The 18,322-nt window shown below is 40.7% G+C and carries 14 protein-coding genes; 10 read left to right on the plus strand and 4 right to left on the minus strand.

Annotated features, from left to right (window positions below):
• Positions 1–20 precede the first annotated feature (20 nt).
• Together PZB74_RS11775 and PZB74_RS11780 are read left to right on the plus strand one after the other, a co-directional pair.
• Positions 21–800 carry an AAC(3) family N-acetyltransferase gene (locus tag PZB74_RS11775; protein WP_302236189.1) on the plus strand — a complete coding sequence of 260 codons (780 nt, stop codon included), beginning with the start codon at positions 21–23 and terminating at the stop codon, positions 798–800.
• A 218-nt stretch (positions 801–1,018) separates the two neighbouring features.
• Positions 1,019–1,870, plus strand: a complete 852-nt coding sequence (locus PZB74_RS11780; RefSeq protein ID WP_302236191.1) for an SDR family oxidoreductase — start codon at positions 1,019–1,021, stop codon at positions 1,868–1,870.
• Between the two features lie 63 nt (positions 1,871–1,933).
• Here the strand turns inward: PZB74_RS11780 and PZB74_RS11785 are convergent, their stop codons facing one another.
• Positions 1,934–3,547, minus strand: a complete 1,614-nt coding sequence (locus PZB74_RS11785) for a glycoside hydrolase family 32 protein (protein ID WP_302236193.1) — start codon at positions 3,545–3,547, stop codon at positions 1,934–1,936.
• A gap of 398 nt (positions 3,548–3,945) precedes the next feature.
• Here PZB74_RS11785 and PZB74_RS11790 point away from each other — a divergent pair, with 398 nt between their 5' ends.
• From PZB74_RS11790 to PZB74_RS11800, 3 genes are all read left to right on the plus strand, one after another.
• On the plus strand, positions 3,946–4,464 hold the full coding sequence (locus tag PZB74_RS11790; protein ID WP_302236195.1) for a hypothetical protein: 519 nt from the start codon (positions 3,946–3,948) through the stop codon (positions 4,462–4,464).
• A 44-nt stretch (positions 4,465–4,508) separates the two neighbouring features.
• On the plus strand, positions 4,509–5,366 hold the full coding sequence (nadC, locus tag PZB74_RS11795; protein ID WP_302236198.1) for a carboxylating nicotinate-nucleotide diphosphorylase: 858 nt from the start codon (positions 4,509–4,511) through the stop codon (positions 5,364–5,366).
• A gap of 122 nt (positions 5,367–5,488) precedes the next feature.
• The gene (locus PZB74_RS11800) at positions 5,489–5,968 is read left to right on the plus strand and encodes a YcxB family protein (protein WP_302236200.1); all 480 of its coding nucleotides are present in this window, start codon (positions 5,489–5,491) and stop codon (positions 5,966–5,968) included.
• A 131-nt stretch (positions 5,969–6,099) separates the two neighbouring features.
• Here PZB74_RS11800 and secDF read toward each other — a convergent pair whose 3' ends face one another.
• Both secDF and PZB74_RS11810 read right to left on the minus strand, forming a co-directional pair.
• Positions 6,100–9,117, minus strand: a complete 3,018-nt coding sequence (secDF, locus tag PZB74_RS11805; protein ID WP_302236203.1) for a protein translocase subunit SecDF — start codon at positions 9,115–9,117, stop codon at positions 6,100–6,102.
• A gap of 114 nt (positions 9,118–9,231) precedes the next feature.
• A complete protein-coding gene (locus PZB74_RS11810) occupies positions 9,232–9,603 on the minus strand; it encodes a hypothetical protein (RefSeq protein WP_302236205.1) in 372 nt (123 codons plus the stop codon).
• A 251-nt stretch (positions 9,604–9,854) separates the two neighbouring features.
• Between PZB74_RS11810 and PZB74_RS11815 the strand changes: the two genes are divergently transcribed.
• The 5 genes from PZB74_RS11815 (at position 9,855) to PZB74_RS11835 (ending at position 17,525) form a co-directional block, all read left to right on the plus strand.
• Positions 9,855–12,281: an alpha-ketoacid dehydrogenase subunit alpha/beta gene (locus tag PZB74_RS11815; protein WP_302236208.1), complete on the plus strand. Its 2,427-nt coding sequence runs from the start codon at positions 9,855–9,857 to the stop codon at positions 12,279–12,281.
• A gap of 231 nt (positions 12,282–12,512) precedes the next feature.
• Positions 12,513–13,652, plus strand: coding sequence for a glycosyltransferase family 4 protein (locus PZB74_RS11820; RefSeq protein WP_302236210.1), 1,140 nt, complete (start codon positions 12,513–12,515; stop codon positions 13,650–13,652).
• A 105-nt stretch (positions 13,653–13,757) separates the two neighbouring features.
• Positions 13,758–14,309 (plus strand): dTDP-4-dehydrorhamnose 3,5-epimerase, encoded by a 552-nt coding sequence (gene rfbC / locus PZB74_RS11825; protein WP_302236211.1) that lies wholly within the window; start codon positions 13,758–13,760, stop codon positions 14,307–14,309.
• 76 nt (positions 14,310–14,385) lie between these two features.
• Complete coding sequence (locus tag PZB74_RS11830; RefSeq protein ID WP_302236212.1) at positions 14,386–15,132, plus strand: polysaccharide biosynthesis/export family protein; 747 nt, start codon at positions 14,386–14,388, stop codon at positions 15,130–15,132.
• A 2-nt stretch (positions 15,133–15,134) separates the two neighbouring features.
• Entirely contained in the window at positions 15,135–17,525 is a 2,391-nt protein-coding gene (locus PZB74_RS11835) for a polysaccharide biosynthesis tyrosine autokinase (RefSeq protein ID WP_302236213.1), read from the plus strand.
• 2 nt (positions 17,526–17,527) lie between these two features.
• Here PZB74_RS11835 and PZB74_RS11840 read toward each other — a convergent pair whose 3' ends face one another.
• Positions 17,528–18,142 (minus strand): hypothetical protein, encoded by a 615-nt coding sequence (locus PZB74_RS11840; protein ID WP_302236214.1) that lies wholly within the window; start codon positions 18,140–18,142, stop codon positions 17,528–17,530.
• Positions 18,143–18,322 lie beyond the last annotated feature (180 nt).

Below are 18,322 nucleotides of genomic sequence, written 5' to 3' on the forward strand. Positions count from 1 at the left end.
GCAACAATAAGCTACTCCACATGTACACTAAAGCAGACCTAAAGACACACCTCTCTGGTATGGGCATCCGTCCGCAGGGTTCTTTACTAATCCATTCATCTATGAAAGCAATAGGGGATGTGGAAAATGGAGCTGATACTGTGCTGGACGCTTTTATTGAATATATGAAAGATGGGCTGCTGATTTTTCCTACCCACACCTGGCATGAAGATAACAACCCTGGTGGAGTATATAACCCCTTTACCGAACCTTCCTGTGTAGGTATTTTAGGTAATTTATTCATGAAACGCGCAGGGGTAATACGCTCGTGGCACCCCAGTCATTCGGTAGCAGCTTTAGGCAAAGATGCTGATACTTATACGAGTGGCGAAGAATTGAGAAACACACCCTGTTCCCGAGAAGGCTGTTGGGGTAAACTGTATGATCGTAAAGCGCAGATTTTGTTTCTGGGCTGTACACTCAAGTCTAATACGTTTATTCATGGTGTAGAGGAGTGGAACGATGTACCCGAACGGCTTACTGAGGAATACCATCATTACAAAATAGTGAATGAAAAGGGGCAGCAACTAGATTATGCTCAAAAGTGCCATTCCAAAAAATATGGTGATGTTTCCAGAAACTATGATAAGTTACTGGCACCGGGGCTACATGAGGGCATTGTAACTATAGGAAAAATAGGAGACGCCACCTCTTATCTCTGCGAAGCCAAAGCCTTGGCAGATATGTGCTCAGAGTTTTTAAGAAAAGATCCCCAGCTCTTTTTGGATGATTCACCAGTACCTGAAAAATGGTATAAATAAATTATGCAAAATTTTAGAGATACTTTTAAACATTGCTCTAATCTGGTGGATTGTAGAATTGTGGGCAATTCAAAGGTGAGTATATGGAAAGTTTTGTTGATGTATTAATGCGCAGATTTTCAATGAGTTGAAGATTAATTTTTAGAGCAAGCATTAACATTTAGATGCTTATTAAGAATGCTCACATAGTATCATTTTTTTAACTAAACATTTTAACCATGGCAAGACCAGAACAGGTACCCGAACAGGGACAGGAAAAACAACCCGGAGAAGAGCACAAGATGCACCCCGAACCGGAAGTCATCAGAAAGAACTACAAAGGAAATCAAAGATTAGAAGGCAAAATTGCACTTATTACCGGAGGAGATAGTGGTATCGGTAGAGCAGTAGCCGTTCATTTTGCGAGAGAGGGTGCAGATATAGCTATTGTGTATAAAGATGAAAATGAAGATGCCCGCAAAACCAAAGCTATGGTAGAGGAGGAAGGTAAGCAGTGTTTGTTATTAAGCGGAGATCTTAAGGATGCGGCAATATGCGAACGTATTGTAGAAGAGACGCTGAGCAGGTTTCAGAAGATTGATATATTAGTGAACAATGCTGCTGTGCAGTTTCCTAAAGACTCCCTGACCGAAGTAAGCAATGAGCAACTAGAGGAAACCTTTCAGACCAATATTCTTTCTATGTTCAGGGTAACACGTACGGTAATACCTCACCTCAAAGAAGGAGCAAAAATTATCAATACCACTTCGGTAACTGCTTACAGAGGTAGCGCTCACTTGATAGATTATGCCTCTACCAAAGGTGCTATAGTATCTTTTACCCGCTCGCTTTCTAAAAACCTGGCAGAGAAGAAAATTTTAGTGAATGGTATAGCGCCTGGTCCCATCTGGACGCCACTAATACCAGCCACATTTAAAGAAGTGAGTAAGTTTGGTACGGATACGCCTCTGGGTAGGCCTGGGCAGCCATCTGAAGTGGCCCCGGCTTATGTATTTCTGGCTTCAGAAGATGCCAGCTATATTACCGGACAAATTATTCATATCAATGGAGGAGAAGTAGTAGGCGGATAGTAACGGAAAGACATAAAAAAAAGCGGATGAGTTATTATCCGCTTTTTACCAAGTATGTTCAATCTATTGTGGTTGTTCTGTAGAAGAAGTTTTAGGCTGCCAGGCAGATTGAATTTCCCAGATGTCTAAAGACTTGAGGCTTACAGAACCACCTACGCCATAAACTTCTACACCATCTTTTGTCGGATCAGGAAAAATTCTGTTGGTCATGGCTACATAGCCATCTTCACCAAATACTTCTACCACCGAATGGTCTACGTAGATATGAATTTTTACCGTACCATCATCAGATGGCATTAGTGCTACAGTACGGTTAGCAAAGCTGTCGTGGAAAGAAGTGTCACCCGACTGTGTTCTGTCTACAAACAATGACTGAGTAGCTACGTCATAACCAATAGCTGTTTCCTGCTCTTCACCTTTAAACACTTTAACTCCAAACTCTCCTGCGAGCACTTCTGCATCGCTTTTAGTTTCTATAGATTGATATTCAAACTCTGCGATAATCTCTAACTGTTTGCCTTGTATATTTTCTAAAGACAGGTAATTGTCTCCCTCCTGAAGTTGTACGTTTTCATCGTGTACACGCTTACCTCGGATGTTTTGCAGGGCTTCTACCGGATGCTGGGTAAGACGGGTACCTTCAGGAAATTCATGAAGTTCCAGTTTTCGTACCAACGACTGGGCAGAGCGCCAGGGTTGGGTAGGTATATCCTGACCATACTGCCAGTTATTTATCCATCCTATTAGTAGTTTGTCACCTTCAGGCGTATTATTCCAGGTAACGCCAGCGTAAAAATCTTTTCCGTAGTCAAGAGTAAGTACCAGGTCATCTGTATTATCATTGGTAAAGGTGGTGCCATCAAAATCACCTACAAAATACTGCATGGCTGAACCCTCATTACTGGTATTATAGGAGACTATAAGTACCCATTTCTTCTCTCCGGTCTCCGCTACCTGAAGCTCAAATAAGTCTGGGCATTCCCAAATTCCGTCTACAAATCCCTGAGGTCCAAACTCACTCAGCATCTCCCATTTTATCAAATTTTGCGAGCTGTAGAATCGTATTTTTTGCTCCTGAGGTACAGCTACTGCCATTACCCACTTTTCTTCTTCCTCTTGCCAAAATACTTTAGGATCACGGAAGTCTTTCATATTTTCATCTAGTACAGGATTACCCTCGTATTTTGTCCAGCTTCTTCCCCTATCATTGCTATAGGCAATAGCCTGGTTTTGCAAAGTATCGGTATGGGCGGTATAAATCGCGATCATACAGGCTTCATCATTTTGGCAAAGGCCGCTGCTATTGTTATGGTCTACTACTGCACTGCCCGAAAAAATCATGATATCATCTTCCATATTGAGGGCAATAGGTAAATGCTCCCAGTGTACCAGATCTTGAGATACGGCATGCCCCCAGCTCATATTGCCCCAGCGAATTCCTTTGGGGTTGTATTGATAAAAGAGATGGTACTCTCCTTCAAAATAAACCAGGCCATTTGGGTCGTTCATCCAGTTTTGCTCAGGAGTAAAATGGTAGGCAGGGCGATACAATTCCTGATAGTAATCTGGAGCAGGTGTAGCTACTTCCTGCTCAACTACAGTTTCAGCAGGTGGGGTGCAGGCCGGCCAAAAGATAGATAAGAAAAAAAGTGTAAGTATTGAGTGAAAATTCCTCATAAGCTGCATTATAATGAATGGGTTCGTCGTTTGTAAAGAACGTACGAATTTAGCGTGATTATTTCGTTCTTTAACAAGACAACAGTATAAATGTCTATACTTTTATCACAATTTCGGTAGCATCAGAAAAGGACACTCCTTGCTTTCTGCATGCCATATGAATCCTCTAAAACAGGTTTACTACATAAAACCTTGGTATGCAAATAGCGAACAGGAGCGTGTAGAGGAAACTTGTTTTACTGATTATGACTGAACTTACTGATGTTAACCAATAGCCTGTTTTTGTGGTTAGTATACAGACTGATGTAGTGAAGGTGCCGATGTCGTTGGCTAATTTTTTAAGGCTGATACTTGCCTTCAGGCTAGTTTTTATGAATGTTAAATTTGATCCCTGATCTATGTATTTTCTTCATATCTGTATTTTGTTGGCACTGCTGTTCTCCCAGCAAGCCTGCGCGCAGGATAAAGAGCAGCCGGTACTGCTCATGAATGCCAGTGTTTACAAAGGAAATGGAGAGGTAATTAAAAACGCTGCTTTGGCTTTTCAGGATGGATATATCACCTTACTGGCAGATGCCCGCCTGATTCGGCTGGATATGCGTGCTTTTGAAGTAGTAGAAGCCAGCGGGCTACATATTTATCCGGCAGTGCTTACTAACAAAAAAGTTAATGCTACTTCTGTTCTGGATTCACTTTACTATGCTCCACTTAAAACAGAAGCAGCAGGTATTATTGCTGCTGCAAAACGTACCGAGGCTACCAGGCTACCGTTATTAGAAGAGGGGGCATCAGCTACATTTGTAGTAACTCAGGAAGCTCTTGCTGATGATGAAGTAAATCTTCGTTATCTGGTAGTAAAAGGTAAACTAAAGCAGGAAAATCAAGTATCTTTACGATTAATAGGAGCCAAGCCCTAATTTTGGCTTTTTTGTTTATCTACTAACCAGAATTTCATAGTGCTGTGGAACTGACTTACCTGACTGAAGGAAATGTTCAAAACTTTATTGATACTGCTTTGCAGGAAGATTTGGGAGAGGGGGATCACTCTTCTTTAGCCTCCATTCCAGAAAACGCCCAAAGCAAAGCCCGTCTCCTAATTAAAGGTGAAGGTATATTAGCAGGGGTAGAATTAGCTCATCGTATTCTGCATACTGTAGATGCAAACTTACAGATAGAAAGTTACCTGAATGATGGTGATACCGTAAAATACGGAGATATAGCTTTTGTGGTAAGTGGTAATGCACGTGCTATCCTTTCTGCAGAAAGGCTGTTGCTTAATTGTATGCAGCGCATGAGCGGTATAGCCAGTTATACCCATAGCCTCAAAAAGCTGATTGCGCATACTGATGCTAAACTTCTGGATACTCGTAAAACCACTCCCAACTTTCGCCTCCCAGAGAAATGGGCAGTAGCTATTGGTGGAGGAAGCAACCACCGATATGCCCTGTATGATATGATCATGTTAAAAGATAATCATATAGATTTTGCCGGGGGGATAGCGCAGGCTATTAAAAGCACACATTCGTATCTGGAAAAGTTAGGCAAAAAGTTGAAGATAGAGGTAGAAACCCGTAGCCTGGACGAAGTAGAAGAAGTGCTGAAAATAGGAGGAATAGACATAATTATGCTGGATAATATGAGCCCGGCACTCATGCAAGAGGCCGTCGCACTTATAAACAAACGCTACGAAACAGAAGCTTCTGGTAATATTAACGAGCAGACAATTAAAGCTGTGGCAGAAAGCGGAGTTGACGCGATTTCGGTAGGAGCGCTTACCCATTCGGTAAAAAGTATAGATATCAGCCTGAAAGCATTTTAACAGATGCTTATCAATAAATTTTGGGCAGGAGTAGCCTGAGTAGGTGAGGTAGTAAAACTTTTTCACTGGAAAAGTTTATACTTGCACCTTGATTCTAAAAAATTCAAATCCTTCTTATAAAAATGATTGTAAAGACTAAAAAGTATAAGCTGGAAACAGGGACTTATATCAAACTGGCAATGCTGAATATAGTGAAAGAGCAGTGGTGGGTATTTCTGATTGCCGTAGCTATTGCCTGTGGTGCAATTTTTATATGGTCGTGGTGGTGGATCATAGGAGCCGCACTTGCTCTCACTCTGTATTTCCTGTTCTGGTTAATTCAGTTTGCTGGCGTTACTCAGCTAGAGCAGAACAAAATACTTTTTGAGCGACTTAGTTATGAAATTAACAGTCAGCAGGTACTTATTAAAGTAAATGCTAAACAGGGCATGCCTCTAAAATGGGAGATGATTAAAAAAGCGCAGATTGGAAAAGATTATTTCTTACTCATAGTATCCAAAGCCCAACTAGTTCATTTACCCTTCCGCATCTTTAATACCGAAAACGAAAGAAAATTTTTGGAAACTATACTCAAAAGAAAAGGCTACATTAAGCAGCAATAAAAGCTGTAAACAGATACGTAAAAGAGGCTCAATTTAACTTGAAGCCTCTTTTTTTTGCTTAAAGGATACAAAAAAAGCAATGTAGATCAACTACATTGCTTTTAGTTTATAAGGCTTTTGGAGCCTCTATTTTATACTTTCTGCTTTTTCTCGCCTACTGCTTTTCTTCTGCGGCTGGAAAGATCAACCACTACAGGAGACGCAATAAAAACTGAAGAGTAAGTACCTACCAGTATACCGATAAATAATGCAAAAGAGAATCCTCTTAACACTTCACCTCCAAACAGGAGCAGTATCAATACTACTACCAAAGTGGTAAGTGAAGTAATGAGCGTTCTTGACATTACGTTATTTACTGATTCATTAATTACTTCTGCCATTTCAGCTTTCGGCTTAAGTCCTAGTGTTTCACGAATACGGTCAAACACAATTACTGTATCGTTAATTGAGTAACCAACAATCGTAAGCATAGCAGCGATAAACACCTGATCTACTTCGTAGCTAATACCCAGAATACCTGCTATAGCATATGCGGAAAGTACGAAAAGTACATCGTGGAACAGGGCAATTACCGCACCCAGACCATACTGCCATCTGCGGAAACGGACTAGTATGTAGAGGAAGATAGCAATTAGAGCTACTACGATAGACTCTTGTGCAGATTGCTTGATATCATCAGCGATGGTGGCACCTACTTTAGATGAGCTGGAAATTGTGAATGCATTCTCACCCAGTTCAGCAGCATTCTCCTGGAAAGTACCTCCGGTAAACTCTTCAATACCACTGATCAGCTGAGTTCTTACTTTAGTATCTGCCTCTGTAGACTCATCTTCTACCAGGTAGCTAGTGGTTACTTTAAGCACATTGTTAGCACCATAAGTTTTAACCTCAACACTGGCATTTTCAAATTCGTTGTCAAAAGAAGTCTGAAGATCAGACGGAACTACGGGTTGGTCAAAGGTAATTACATAAGAGCGTCCACCTTTAAAATCTACACCTAGGTTTAAGCTTCCTTGAGTAAGCAATACTGCCATACCTAATACAATAAATGCACCTGAGAAGATATAGGCGATTTTTCTCTTAGACATGAAATCAAAATTCAGATTTGTCAGAAGATTAGCTGAGAAAGGTATAGAGAAAGATACTTTGCTCTCATCGCCTTTGCGGGTCATCCACTCCATAATTACACGGGTGATAAACACCGCAGAGAAGAATGAACATACGATACCGATCATTAAGGTAACTGCAAAGCCTCTTACCGGACCTTGCCCCATTACGTATAGAATAACCGCGGTAATAAAAGTTGTAGCGTTAGCATCTATAATAGAGCTATAAGCCTTGTTGTAACCAGCTCTGATGGCTGCTCTCAGTTTAGATCCTGCTCTCAGTTCTTCACGAATACGCTCAAAGATTAGTACGTTGGCGTCTATTGACATACCGATTGTTAGCACAATACCTGCAATACCTGGTAAGGTAAGAGCAGCATTGAGCTGTGCCAGAATACCCAGGATAAAGAAGATATTAAATACCAGGGCAATATTGGCTATCAAACCGCCTTTGGCATAGTAAGCCAGCATAAACAATACTACTACACCTAAACCGGCAAGTATTGATGTAATACCCTGTTGCTGAGCTTCTTTACCTAGAGAAGGGCCTACAATAGCTTCTTCCACTATACGAGTAGGCGCAGGAAGCGCACCGGCCTCAAGAATGTTTGCTAAATCCTGTGCTTCGTTGATCGTAAAGTTACCAGAGATAGAAGAGTTTCCGTTAGGAATTTCGCCCTGTACAACTGGAGCGGAGTATACTCGATTGTCAAGAATAATAGCTACTCTACGACCAATGTTGTTAGCAGTCAGGCGCTTCCACTTACGGGCACCCTCTGAATTCATTCGCATACTTACTGCGGGGCGAGAAGCCTCATCGTACTCCTGGCGGGCATCTACAATTACTTCGCCGGTAAGAGGTGCTTTACCTCCACGGCCACGGCGTATTGCATAAAGCTCAAGCAACTCTTCACCACCTTGTGCGCGGGGCTTCACTTCCCATACAAAATCAAGGTCAGAAGGAAGAAGGTTACCAACATCGTCACGCTGAATAATCTCATTTACCTTGGCAGTGTCATCTACACTGTAAAGCAAACCATAACTTAATGGAGCCTGTAGTAGTCCGAATAATGGTGAAATTTGTGCGTTCTGATTCAGAAGAGAATCTGCATTGCCACCTTCTTCTGTAAGTTGATCTTCTAGGGCTACAGTATCTTCAGTAGTTTCTCCTTCTTCGGTAAGTGCAGAAAGCTCTTCATCAGGAGCAGTATCTCCTTCGCCTAGAGCTTCCAGGTCGTTGCTGCCACTAATTTCCCCTTCTGCTACAAGTAAGTTGTTAATCTCTTCCAGAGAATTTACATACTCTCCAGGTTCTAACACTTCTACAAATTCCAGTTTAGCTACTCCCTGTAACAGATTTCTAACTCTTTCAGGGTTATCTATCCCTGGTAGCTCAATCTGAATACGTCCCTGGTTTTGCAGACGCTGTATGTTAGGCTGAGAAGTACCAAAACGGTCAATACGAGTACGGAGGATATTAAATGAGCGGTCAATTGCATTGTCTACCTCTTCGTTAATAACAGCAATAACCTCTTCATCGGTAGAGCTAAAGCTGATGCGGTTGCGAGTTGCAGAATTTACAAAAATGTTGCTCAACTGCTTATCAGGAGCTACTTCCTGGAATGCGTCATAAAAAAGAGCTACAAATCCCTGCTGGCTATTGGCTCTGTTTTGTGCAGCCAACTCAAGGGCTTTCAGAAAATCTTCATCTTTGCTGTTTCCAGAAAGGTTTTTAATGATTTCTACTGGAGATACTTCCAGTACAACGTGCATACCTCCACGAAGGTCAAGGCCCAGGTTTAACTCTGTTTCTTTTACTTCCTGATAAGTAAATTTAGCTCCTAAGAGATTGTAAACGGGCTCTTTCCAGACAGAGTCCAGGTAGTCTTGTTTTTTAGCAAAATCAATGTTGCCTTCTGATGTAGTTGCATACTCTGTCGCGTTTTGCTGTACATTATTAGATACTAATGTAAACGACAGATAGTAAATGCATAACAGTGAAATGATCACCGTTAATACAACTATTCCGGTCTTGTTACGCATGGTTAAAGTAAATTAAATAGTAAAGCTTGTTTGAATGTATATATAATAGCACGCCCGTTTGTAAGTACTTTTACAAACAAACGGATGATAAATCAGTCTCTGATTTTCAGGTGGTTAGGGTGCGTTCGGGGATATAAACGTTCGGAAAAGGATTCTGAAATAACTACTCTGTGGAAGAGGGTAAAAGACATGGATACACTCTTTAATTTCCTCAATAAGCTCCAGAGTAAAGATCTCATTATAAACTACTGCTACCTGTACTTTGTAGATGGGTACGATAGCCTCATGCACTGCAGAAACAATAGAGATATGATCTGAAGAGTGCTCATCTTCCGCCGACGCATCATGGTAATGACTGACCATACGGCTGGGAGCCTCTTCATGCAGCATGATAGGACGATAGCTCGTAACCATGAGCATCATGATAGACGTTAAAATAAACAAACGCCTTCCGTTGTCAGACAATATAGTGCGTAACGTACTCATTAAGTTTAAGAGTGCAATATTATATATTCTTAAGCAAACACAAAAGCTAAAAATGAATATCCGCTAGCAAAAAAACTACCAAAAAGAATGAAATACTCCTTATAAATATTATTATATGGAGCGAACCCATAAAATATGCTATTAGTTTATACCGTATCGCATAAGTTGCTGCTTTGTATAAAATGCGCTTTTTGACTATTTTTGGCAGTGGCAAATGCGTAGGAACGAAGTGAACAACAAAACCCATTATAGTGGATTCTACTAAAATATATCAGGAAAATTTAACCCATAAGCTATCCGTTGACGAAATTCTGGATGACTATCGTATAGCTTGGGAAAGCCGGCATGCGAGCCTGATAGGCCGTAAAGAAGTTTTCATGGGTAAGGCCAAGTTTGGCGTGTTTGGTGACGGAAAGGAGGTAGCGCAGATAGCAATGGCTAAATCATTCCGTAAAGGAGATTTCCGTTCAGGTTACTATCGTGACCAAACTTTGATGTTTGCATTGGGTGAGGTAAGCATACAACAATTTTTTGCACAACTGTATGCTCACGCAACGGTAGAAGCAGATCCTTCTTCGGGAGGCCGTATGATGAACTCGCACTTTGGCTCCCGTATGGTAGATATGAAAAGCGGTGAGTTTTTGAGTCAGACTGACGCTTATAACTCCGGTTCTGACCTCTCGCCTACGGCTGGTCAAATACCAAGAGCTGTTGGTTTTGCCTATGCTTCTAAGTTGTATAGAGAGAATAAAGCCCTTCATGATCAAAAATACGAGAAGTTTTCGCATCAGGGGCGTGAAGTTGCTTTTGCTACCATAGGCGATGCAGCTACCTCTGAAGGCATGTTTCTGGAGACTGTTAATGCTGCTGGAGTTCTTCAGATTCCTTTAATTCTTTCTGTTTGGGATGATGACTTTGGTATTTCTGTGCCTAAAGAGTACCACACAACCAAACTTAGTATCTCTGAGGCCCTATCTGGCTTCCAGAGAACTGAGAATGAGCCCGGTGTAGAGATTTTTCGGGTAAAAGGCTGGGATTACGAAAAACTATGCGAAGCTTATCGTTTGGCCGCGGACCTGGCCCGGGAAGAACATGTGCCCGTACTTATGCACGTAGAAGACCTGACGCAGCCTCAGGGCCACTCCACTTCAGGCTCTCATGAGCGATATAAAACCAAAGAAAGACTGGCCTGGGAGCGTGAGTTTGATTGTAATGTCAAAATGAGAGAGTGGATTCTGAAAAATGGCTTTGCTACCCAGGAAGACTTAGATAATATAGAGCAGCAGGCTCTTAAAACTGTAAAAAAAGCTAAAGATAATGCCTGGAAAGCCTATCGTAAAGAGCTGGATGCTGAGCTTAAACATGTGTCTGAGCTAATTTTAAACGTAGCCAGGCAAAGCCCGCAAGAGGACAGAATCAAAAATATTCATCAGGAGTTAAAAAAGACGCTCGGGCCTATTCGTCTGGATGGAGTAAAGGCAGTGAAAAAGACTTTGCGTGTAACAGCGGGTGAGTCTAATGCCGAAAGAGAAAAACTTATCAGCTGGCTCAAACAAAGCGAAAAAGATAATTTTGATCGCTTTAATGCGCACTTATATAGCGAAACCGATTCTGCTGCACTTCAGGTAAAAGAGGTGAAACCCGAGTTTACGGAGGGACAAAAACCAGTAGATGGTCGTGAGGTATTACAAGCGTGCTTCGACCACATTCTTAAGCGTGACCCCCGTGTATTTGCTATTGGCGAAGATGTAGGAAAAATAGGTGACGTAAATCAGGGCTTTGCCGGCTTGCAGGAGAAGCACGGAGAGCTCAGAGTAACTGATACGGGTATCCGCGAAACTACCATTATTGGACAGGGGATTGGTAGTGCAATCCGGGGACTCAGACCTATTACCGAGATTCAGTACCTGGACTACATTTTTTATGCCCTGGCTACCCTTACTGATGATCTGGCTTCGCTAAGATACCGTACCCGTGGAGGGCAGGCAGCCCCTTTAATTATTCGTACCAGAGGGCATCGTCTGGAAGGAATCTGGCACTCAGGCTCACCTATCGGGTCCATTCTTCATAGTTTGCGTGGCATCTACCTTCTTGTACCTCGCAATATGGTTCAGGCAGCGGGTTTTTATAACACCATGCTTCAGTCTGACGACCCTGCTATTATCATAGAGTGCCTGAATGGGTACCGTCTGAAGGAAAAAATTCCTACCAATCTGGATGAGTTTACGGTTCCTCTTGGACAGCCTGAGGTAATTCGGGAAGGAGAAGATATTACTATCGTAACCTATGGTTCTATGTGTAGGGTAGTAATGCAAGCTGCCGAACAGTTGTCTGGTTTTGGTATTAGCTGTGAGGTTATAGACGTGCAAACCTTGCTTCCTTTTGATGTAAATCATACAATCGTAGAATCTGTGAAGAAAACCAATCGGGTAATCTTTGCTGACGAAGATGTACCGGGTGGTGCTTCAGCCTATATGATGCAACAGGTTTTGGAAGAACAAGGGGCTTATCAGTATCTGGATTCAGCTCCCAGAACTATAAGTGCTGCGCCAAATCGCCCAGCATATGGCTCAGATGGAGATTATTTCACTAAGCCTAATCAGGAAGATGTCTTTGATACAGCATACCAACTTATGGCAGAGTTTGATCCTGTCCGATTTAAAGAGTTATACGATTGATAACAGCTAGGAGGAGAAGTAGAGTAAGAATAAGTGCTTTACTTCTCTTTTTTTGTATAAATCTCTATTTCCTTTCTCAATTTATTACTTTACGCCATTGTAAAATTCACTTAGGTGTTTTTCTCCAATAAAAAACTTCATATTTTTTCGCATGAAGTTATAACTTGCATCATAATTGCAGATTTGGCATTAAACTAATGGCAAATCCTAAAGCTGGATTTTTATCACTTTATGAAAATAGCATTAGTACTAAACACTTCCTGGAACGTATACAATTTTCGCCTTGGGCTAATCAATGCATTGCAGGAAAATGGTCACGAAATCATCATACTTGCTCCTAATGATAAGTATAGCCATCGCCTTCAGGAGATGGGGTATCAGTTCCATTCTATAAAAATGGATAGCCGAGGGGTCAACCCTGTCAAAGACGCAGGTCTTATATATGAACTATACAAGCTATACAGACAGCTTTCGCCGGATATTATCCTACACTATACTGTAAAACCTAATATTTATGGAAGCCTGGCTGCTAAAGCCGCAGGTATTCCCATGATTAACAACGTTTGCGGATTAGGTACCGTGTTTCTCAAAAAGGGATGGGTATCGGTAGTCGCTAAAACACTGTACAGACTTGCATTTAGGTATCCTCATAAGGTGTTCTTTCAAAACCATGACGATTTTCAACTCTTTGTAAGAGAAAAACTTATCAAAAGTAGAATTGCGGATACTGTACCTGGTTCGGGTATTAACCTTAAAAATTTTGTGCCTTCAATGCCTACAGATGATACCACTGGCCAAGCTTTCACCTTTTTAGTTATCTCCCGCCTGATATATGACAAGGGTATTATAGAATATATTGACGCTATCAAAAAACTTAGGGCCGATGGTATAGAAGCCAGGTTTCAGATTCTGGGGGCAAAAGACCCGCTACACAAGCGAGGTATACCTGTGGAATTGGTAGATGAGTGGGTAGAGAAGGGCCTGATTGAGTATCTGGGCACTACAGATGACGTGAAACAACAGATAGAACTGGCCGATTGTGTGGTGCTCCCTTCTTATCGCGAGGGGCTTCCTCGTACGTTATTGGAAGCAGCAAGCCTAAGCAAACCTATTATTACTACTGATACTGCGGGTTGTAGACATGTAGTTGAGCATAAAGTAAATGGTTTTCTGTGCAAGGTCCGCTCTTCTTCAGACCTGGCTCAAAAAATGAAAGATATGCTGCTACTTAGCGAAGGTGAGAGAAAGGATATGGGAGAAAAAGGCAGAACTAAAGTTCAGCAGCAGTTTGATGAAAACATAGTAATCAGTAAGTATCAAGAAGCAATTGATATTCTTGTAGGCAAGCCTCACAAAAAGCTCACGGCCTGACAAAAGATGAATATTAAACTGTTTGTCTTCATATTGGAATAATTTACATTCCTTTTCTTAGCTTAGAGCTTATTTAAGTAGTAATTCTAGATCAATTGCAAGAAGATGCGTATTGAAAAAACACACATAAAAGATTTAGTAGAAGTATTTCCGGATGTATTTGGCGATGATAGGGGATACTTTCTGGAAACCTACCATGTTGATAAATTTAAAGAGATGGGCCTTGACTACACATTTGTGCAGGCAAACCAATCTTTTTCTAAAAAAGGAGCCCTCAGAGGTTTACACTTTCAAAAGGCACCCTACCAGCAGGGAAAATTAGTAAGAGTAGTAAGTGGCAAAGTATTGGACGTAGTAGTTGACTTACGTGAAGGTTCTGCTACTTATGGCGAACATAAAACTTTTGTGTTGGATAGTATCAGGCATAATATGGTTTATGTTCCTGAGGGGTTTGCGCATGGGTTTGTAACCTTAGAAGATGCAGTATTTACCTATCAATGTACGAATGTTTACAACAAGTCCTCAGAGTCTGGTATTATTTGGAATGATCCAAGCCTGAACATTGATTGGGAACTAGAAAAGCATGGTATTAAAGAGCCAATTGTATCTGAAAAAGATTTGGCCTTACCCACTTTTAAAGAAATTTCCGGGCAGTAAATCTAGCAGGAGTTTGACTCACAATTTATATTCAAGGTACAAGTATTTTGCGCTAATAACAGGCCTGGCTTTTTATTTGAGCGCATGTGGAGCCTATAAAAACAGGATACTGTTTCAAACTGAAACGGAGGTAGTGCCTGAAAATGTAGCTTTAGCTCTGGAAGATGCTAACAGCAATTATGTTCTACAGCCAAATGACTATATAGAAGTCAAAGTTTATACGAACGACGGGGAGTTAATCATAGATCCTAATAATGAGATCATGAGAGAACTCAACTCCGGTAATAATAATCAACAGTTTCGTCAACAAGAGAAGCCTAAGTTTTTAATCAGAGGAAATGGTATGGCTAAGCTCCCAATGATAGGAGATATCAAACTGGAGGGGCTTACACTTTATCAAGCTGATAATTTGCTGGCAAAAGAGTATTCACAATATTATGAGGGGGCCTTTGTCGTTACTCGTTACCTAAATAAAAGGGTGATCGTATTGGGAGCTACCGGAGGTTTGGTAGTTCCTTTGGAAAATGAAAATACAAACCTGATTGAAGTTCTTGCCCTGGCAGGAGGGGTGAACACACAATCCAGAGTAGACAAAATACGTTTAATCCGTGGAGATTTAAATGATCCGGAAGTAAGATTGATCAACCTCTCTACCATAGACGGAATGAAAGATGCTTCGTTAAAGGTGCTGCCAAATGATATTATTTATGTGCAGCCTGTACAAAGAATTGCCAATGAAGCAGTCAGGGATATTTCTCCTATACTAAGCTTGGTTACCAGCACCCTGACGTTGATTTTACTTATTAATAATTTCATAGAGTAAGTATGAGAAGTGAGCAGTATGATATAGAAGTTGAAAATTCTGAAAGCAGTAGCTTAGAGGGAATTGACTTTAGCAAAGTACTGCATACCCTGAGGAAAAATATAATATGGGTATTTCTAATAATTGTTACCACTAATACGCTTGCTTATCTCTACATCAGATATACCCGCCCGGTTTACGAATCTACCTCTGTACTGCGTCTTGATATAAAAAGCGAGGCTAATATTCTTGGCTTTAACAACCTTAGCCAGAACATGGATAATTTAGCCGGTGAAATTGAACTCCTTAAGTCAAACCTCTTCTTTAGCAAGGTGGTAGAAGCTGTAGATATGGATATAAGCTATTATGCTTACGGAAGGGTTTTGTTTCAGGAGAGATACAAAAACTCACCATTCAGAGTAGAGTATGAACTTAAAGATAAAAACTTTCTAGATAAGCCGATAGATGTAGAAATAATCAACCATGAACAATTTCTACTCTCTTACGAAATGGGAGGAAGCCGATTTTCCCGTGCGTATGAATTTGGTGAAGAAATTAACCACCCCTCTTTTCGCTTTGTAATCACTTTAACCTCTCATTACAGAGAGGGACTTAACGGAAATGCCTTTTACTTCACCATCAATAGCGATCAGGCATTGGTGAATTATTTGTCTAACAATATGATCGTACAACCTATCAATTTTAAGGCAAATACGATTAAAGTAGGCTTTCAGGGATATGATAAAGTAAAGATCAGAGATCTGGTTACGGTTATAGATTCAGTATACCTGGAATATACACAAGAGAAGAAAAATCAGGCTACAGAGCAAAAGCTTCAATTTCTGGATAACCAGCTTAATACGATTGAGGAAAGGCTATCTACTTATGAAAATTACTTTGAGAACTTTACCATTAACAATAAAACTGATAACCTTAAATCGGAGATAGGTAAAGTAATTCTACAGATGGAAGAACTTGATTATCAAAAGTTTCAGCTAGAAAATACGCTGGAATCCATCAAAAAACTAAACGATAAAGTAGTAAAAGAAGAGCTTATAGTAACTGAGCCAACCAGTTTTGTTAAATATCCAAGTGATGTTTTACAGTATATTGAGCAACTGAATAAATTGCTCAATGAGAGGGAACTGATAACTGCCTCTTATAAAGAGTCTTCTATCGCAGTTAAACTGAAAGACCAAAAGATAGAACTACTTAAAAGTGATATAAGCACTTTGCTTGAAACCTACCATACTCAGCTTAATATTAAACTGAGAGAAATAGAAGAGCAGAAGCAGAAAATTGAGCAAGAGTTTGTTAAGCTTCCCTCTAAAGGAACTCAGTATGGTAAAAACCAACGTTACTATAGCTTGTACGAAGAGATTTTTCTGTCGCTTATCCAAAAGAAGAATGAACTGGAAATAGCTAAAGCCGGAACTGTGACAGATTTTGTGGTACTATTGCCAGCTACCATGCCTGGTAAACCGGTGGCTCCCGAGAAAATTACGGTATTAGGGTTGGGTGCTATTAGCGGCATTATACTTAGCCTCATGTTTTTAGCAGTAGGTTATGTGTTAAACGATAAGATCAGTAGCCAAAGCGAACTTGAGCGGTTAATTTCTGTGCCAATTTTAGGGTCAATACCATTTCGTGGAAAGAAGGGAGACAACCTGGGGCTGGTAGTTGATAAAGCTCCTAAGTCAGCCATTAGCGAAGCGTTCAGGTCAGTAAGAACAAATATGCAGTTTATGGGGCTGCGTAACGATAAAAAAGTAATTTCTGTGACTTCTACTGTAGGAGCAGAAGGTAAAACCTTTGTTACCAGCAATCTGGCCTATGTGGTGGCTTTATCAGGGCAAAAAGTAGTAGTAGTAGATGTAGACCTGCGTAAGCCTAAAATACATCAGGTGTTTTCTATTAAAAATGAGGAAAAAGGAGTAAGCACCTACTTAATTGGAGAATATGATTTAGATGCATGTATTCAAAATGCAGGAACTGAGCGTTTGGATATCATTAGTGCCGGTCCAATTCCTCCCAACCCATCTGAGCTAATTGTAAGCAAAGCATTTACCCGAATGGTAGAGGAGCTGAAAACGAAATACGATGTAGTAATACTTGACAGCCCTCCGGTAGGGTTGGTTACAGATGGTGTACTGGTAATGGAAAATGCTGATATTCCTCTCTATGTATTCAGAGCGGACTACTCAAGAAGAAATTTTGTGCGCACACTTGAAAAGCTACAGAAAACGAAAGAGTTTCCAAACCTGGCCGCAGTGATAAATGGCGTTAGTTCCACTGCTGATCGGTCTTACGTAAACTCACGCTACGGTTACGGCTACTATACTATTGATGAGAAAGAAGAGAAATCGCTTATAAGTAAATTGAAGAAGTTATTAAACCTACATTCTCGGTCTTAGTCTTAGTAGTATAATGTGCCCTGTGTCAGGTAAAAGACACTATCTCTAAGAATCATTTTCTGTTTTCCCTGAATGACATACTCTGTGAGTCTCAATTGCTCATCAGCTTTCTCAAAATATAAGTGCATATCGCGATAAGTGCTGTAGAGGAGATTCTCTTCCTGAAAAGTAGCTTTTACAGCCTTTACATGCTCAGGTGAATCTTCAAATGACACCTCCATAAAAGGAATGTCTACAGAACTCTTGTCTTTTGCTCTATAAAGTCTGATCTGCAAGCCGCTATCTGTAGCAGTACTATCTTCTACTACATACTGGTCTCTAAGCACAGCCTTATTAAGGTCAGCATCCATAAAAAGCTTTAATGCTTCTGCCCATGCAGTACTATCTTTTTGCACTCTTTCTGATTCCTCTTTTTCCCCGATTCGGGCTGTAATTTCTACCTCTGGGTTTTGCTGACTCAGTAGCACAATTTGCTGCTCTAGTTCGCCTTTCAGGTCATAGTAAAGTTTGTTATCAAATGTCTGGGCTTGCTTTCCAAATTCGGACTCACAGGCAAATAACGATAGAGAAAAAATGCATATGCTGCTAAACTTAAGGTATTGATAGATTGTCATCATGTACAAATATAAAAATTATAAGGGTAGGCGTTTCTCTAAAACCCCCTTCTACATACTACTGTCTCTTTATACGCTTTTCAGGGTTTTGGATTTAGAATTTGCTGAATTTTTTTATTATACCCTTGCACAATGCTGTACACCAAGGTGATAAACTAATTAAAAAGTAATCTTTGCCGATTA

The sequence above is a fragment of the Porifericola rhodea genome (genome assembly GCF_030506305.1).
Taxonomy (GTDB): Bacteria; Bacteroidota; Bacteroidia; order Cytophagales; family Cyclobacteriaceae; genus Catalinimonas; species Catalinimonas rhodea.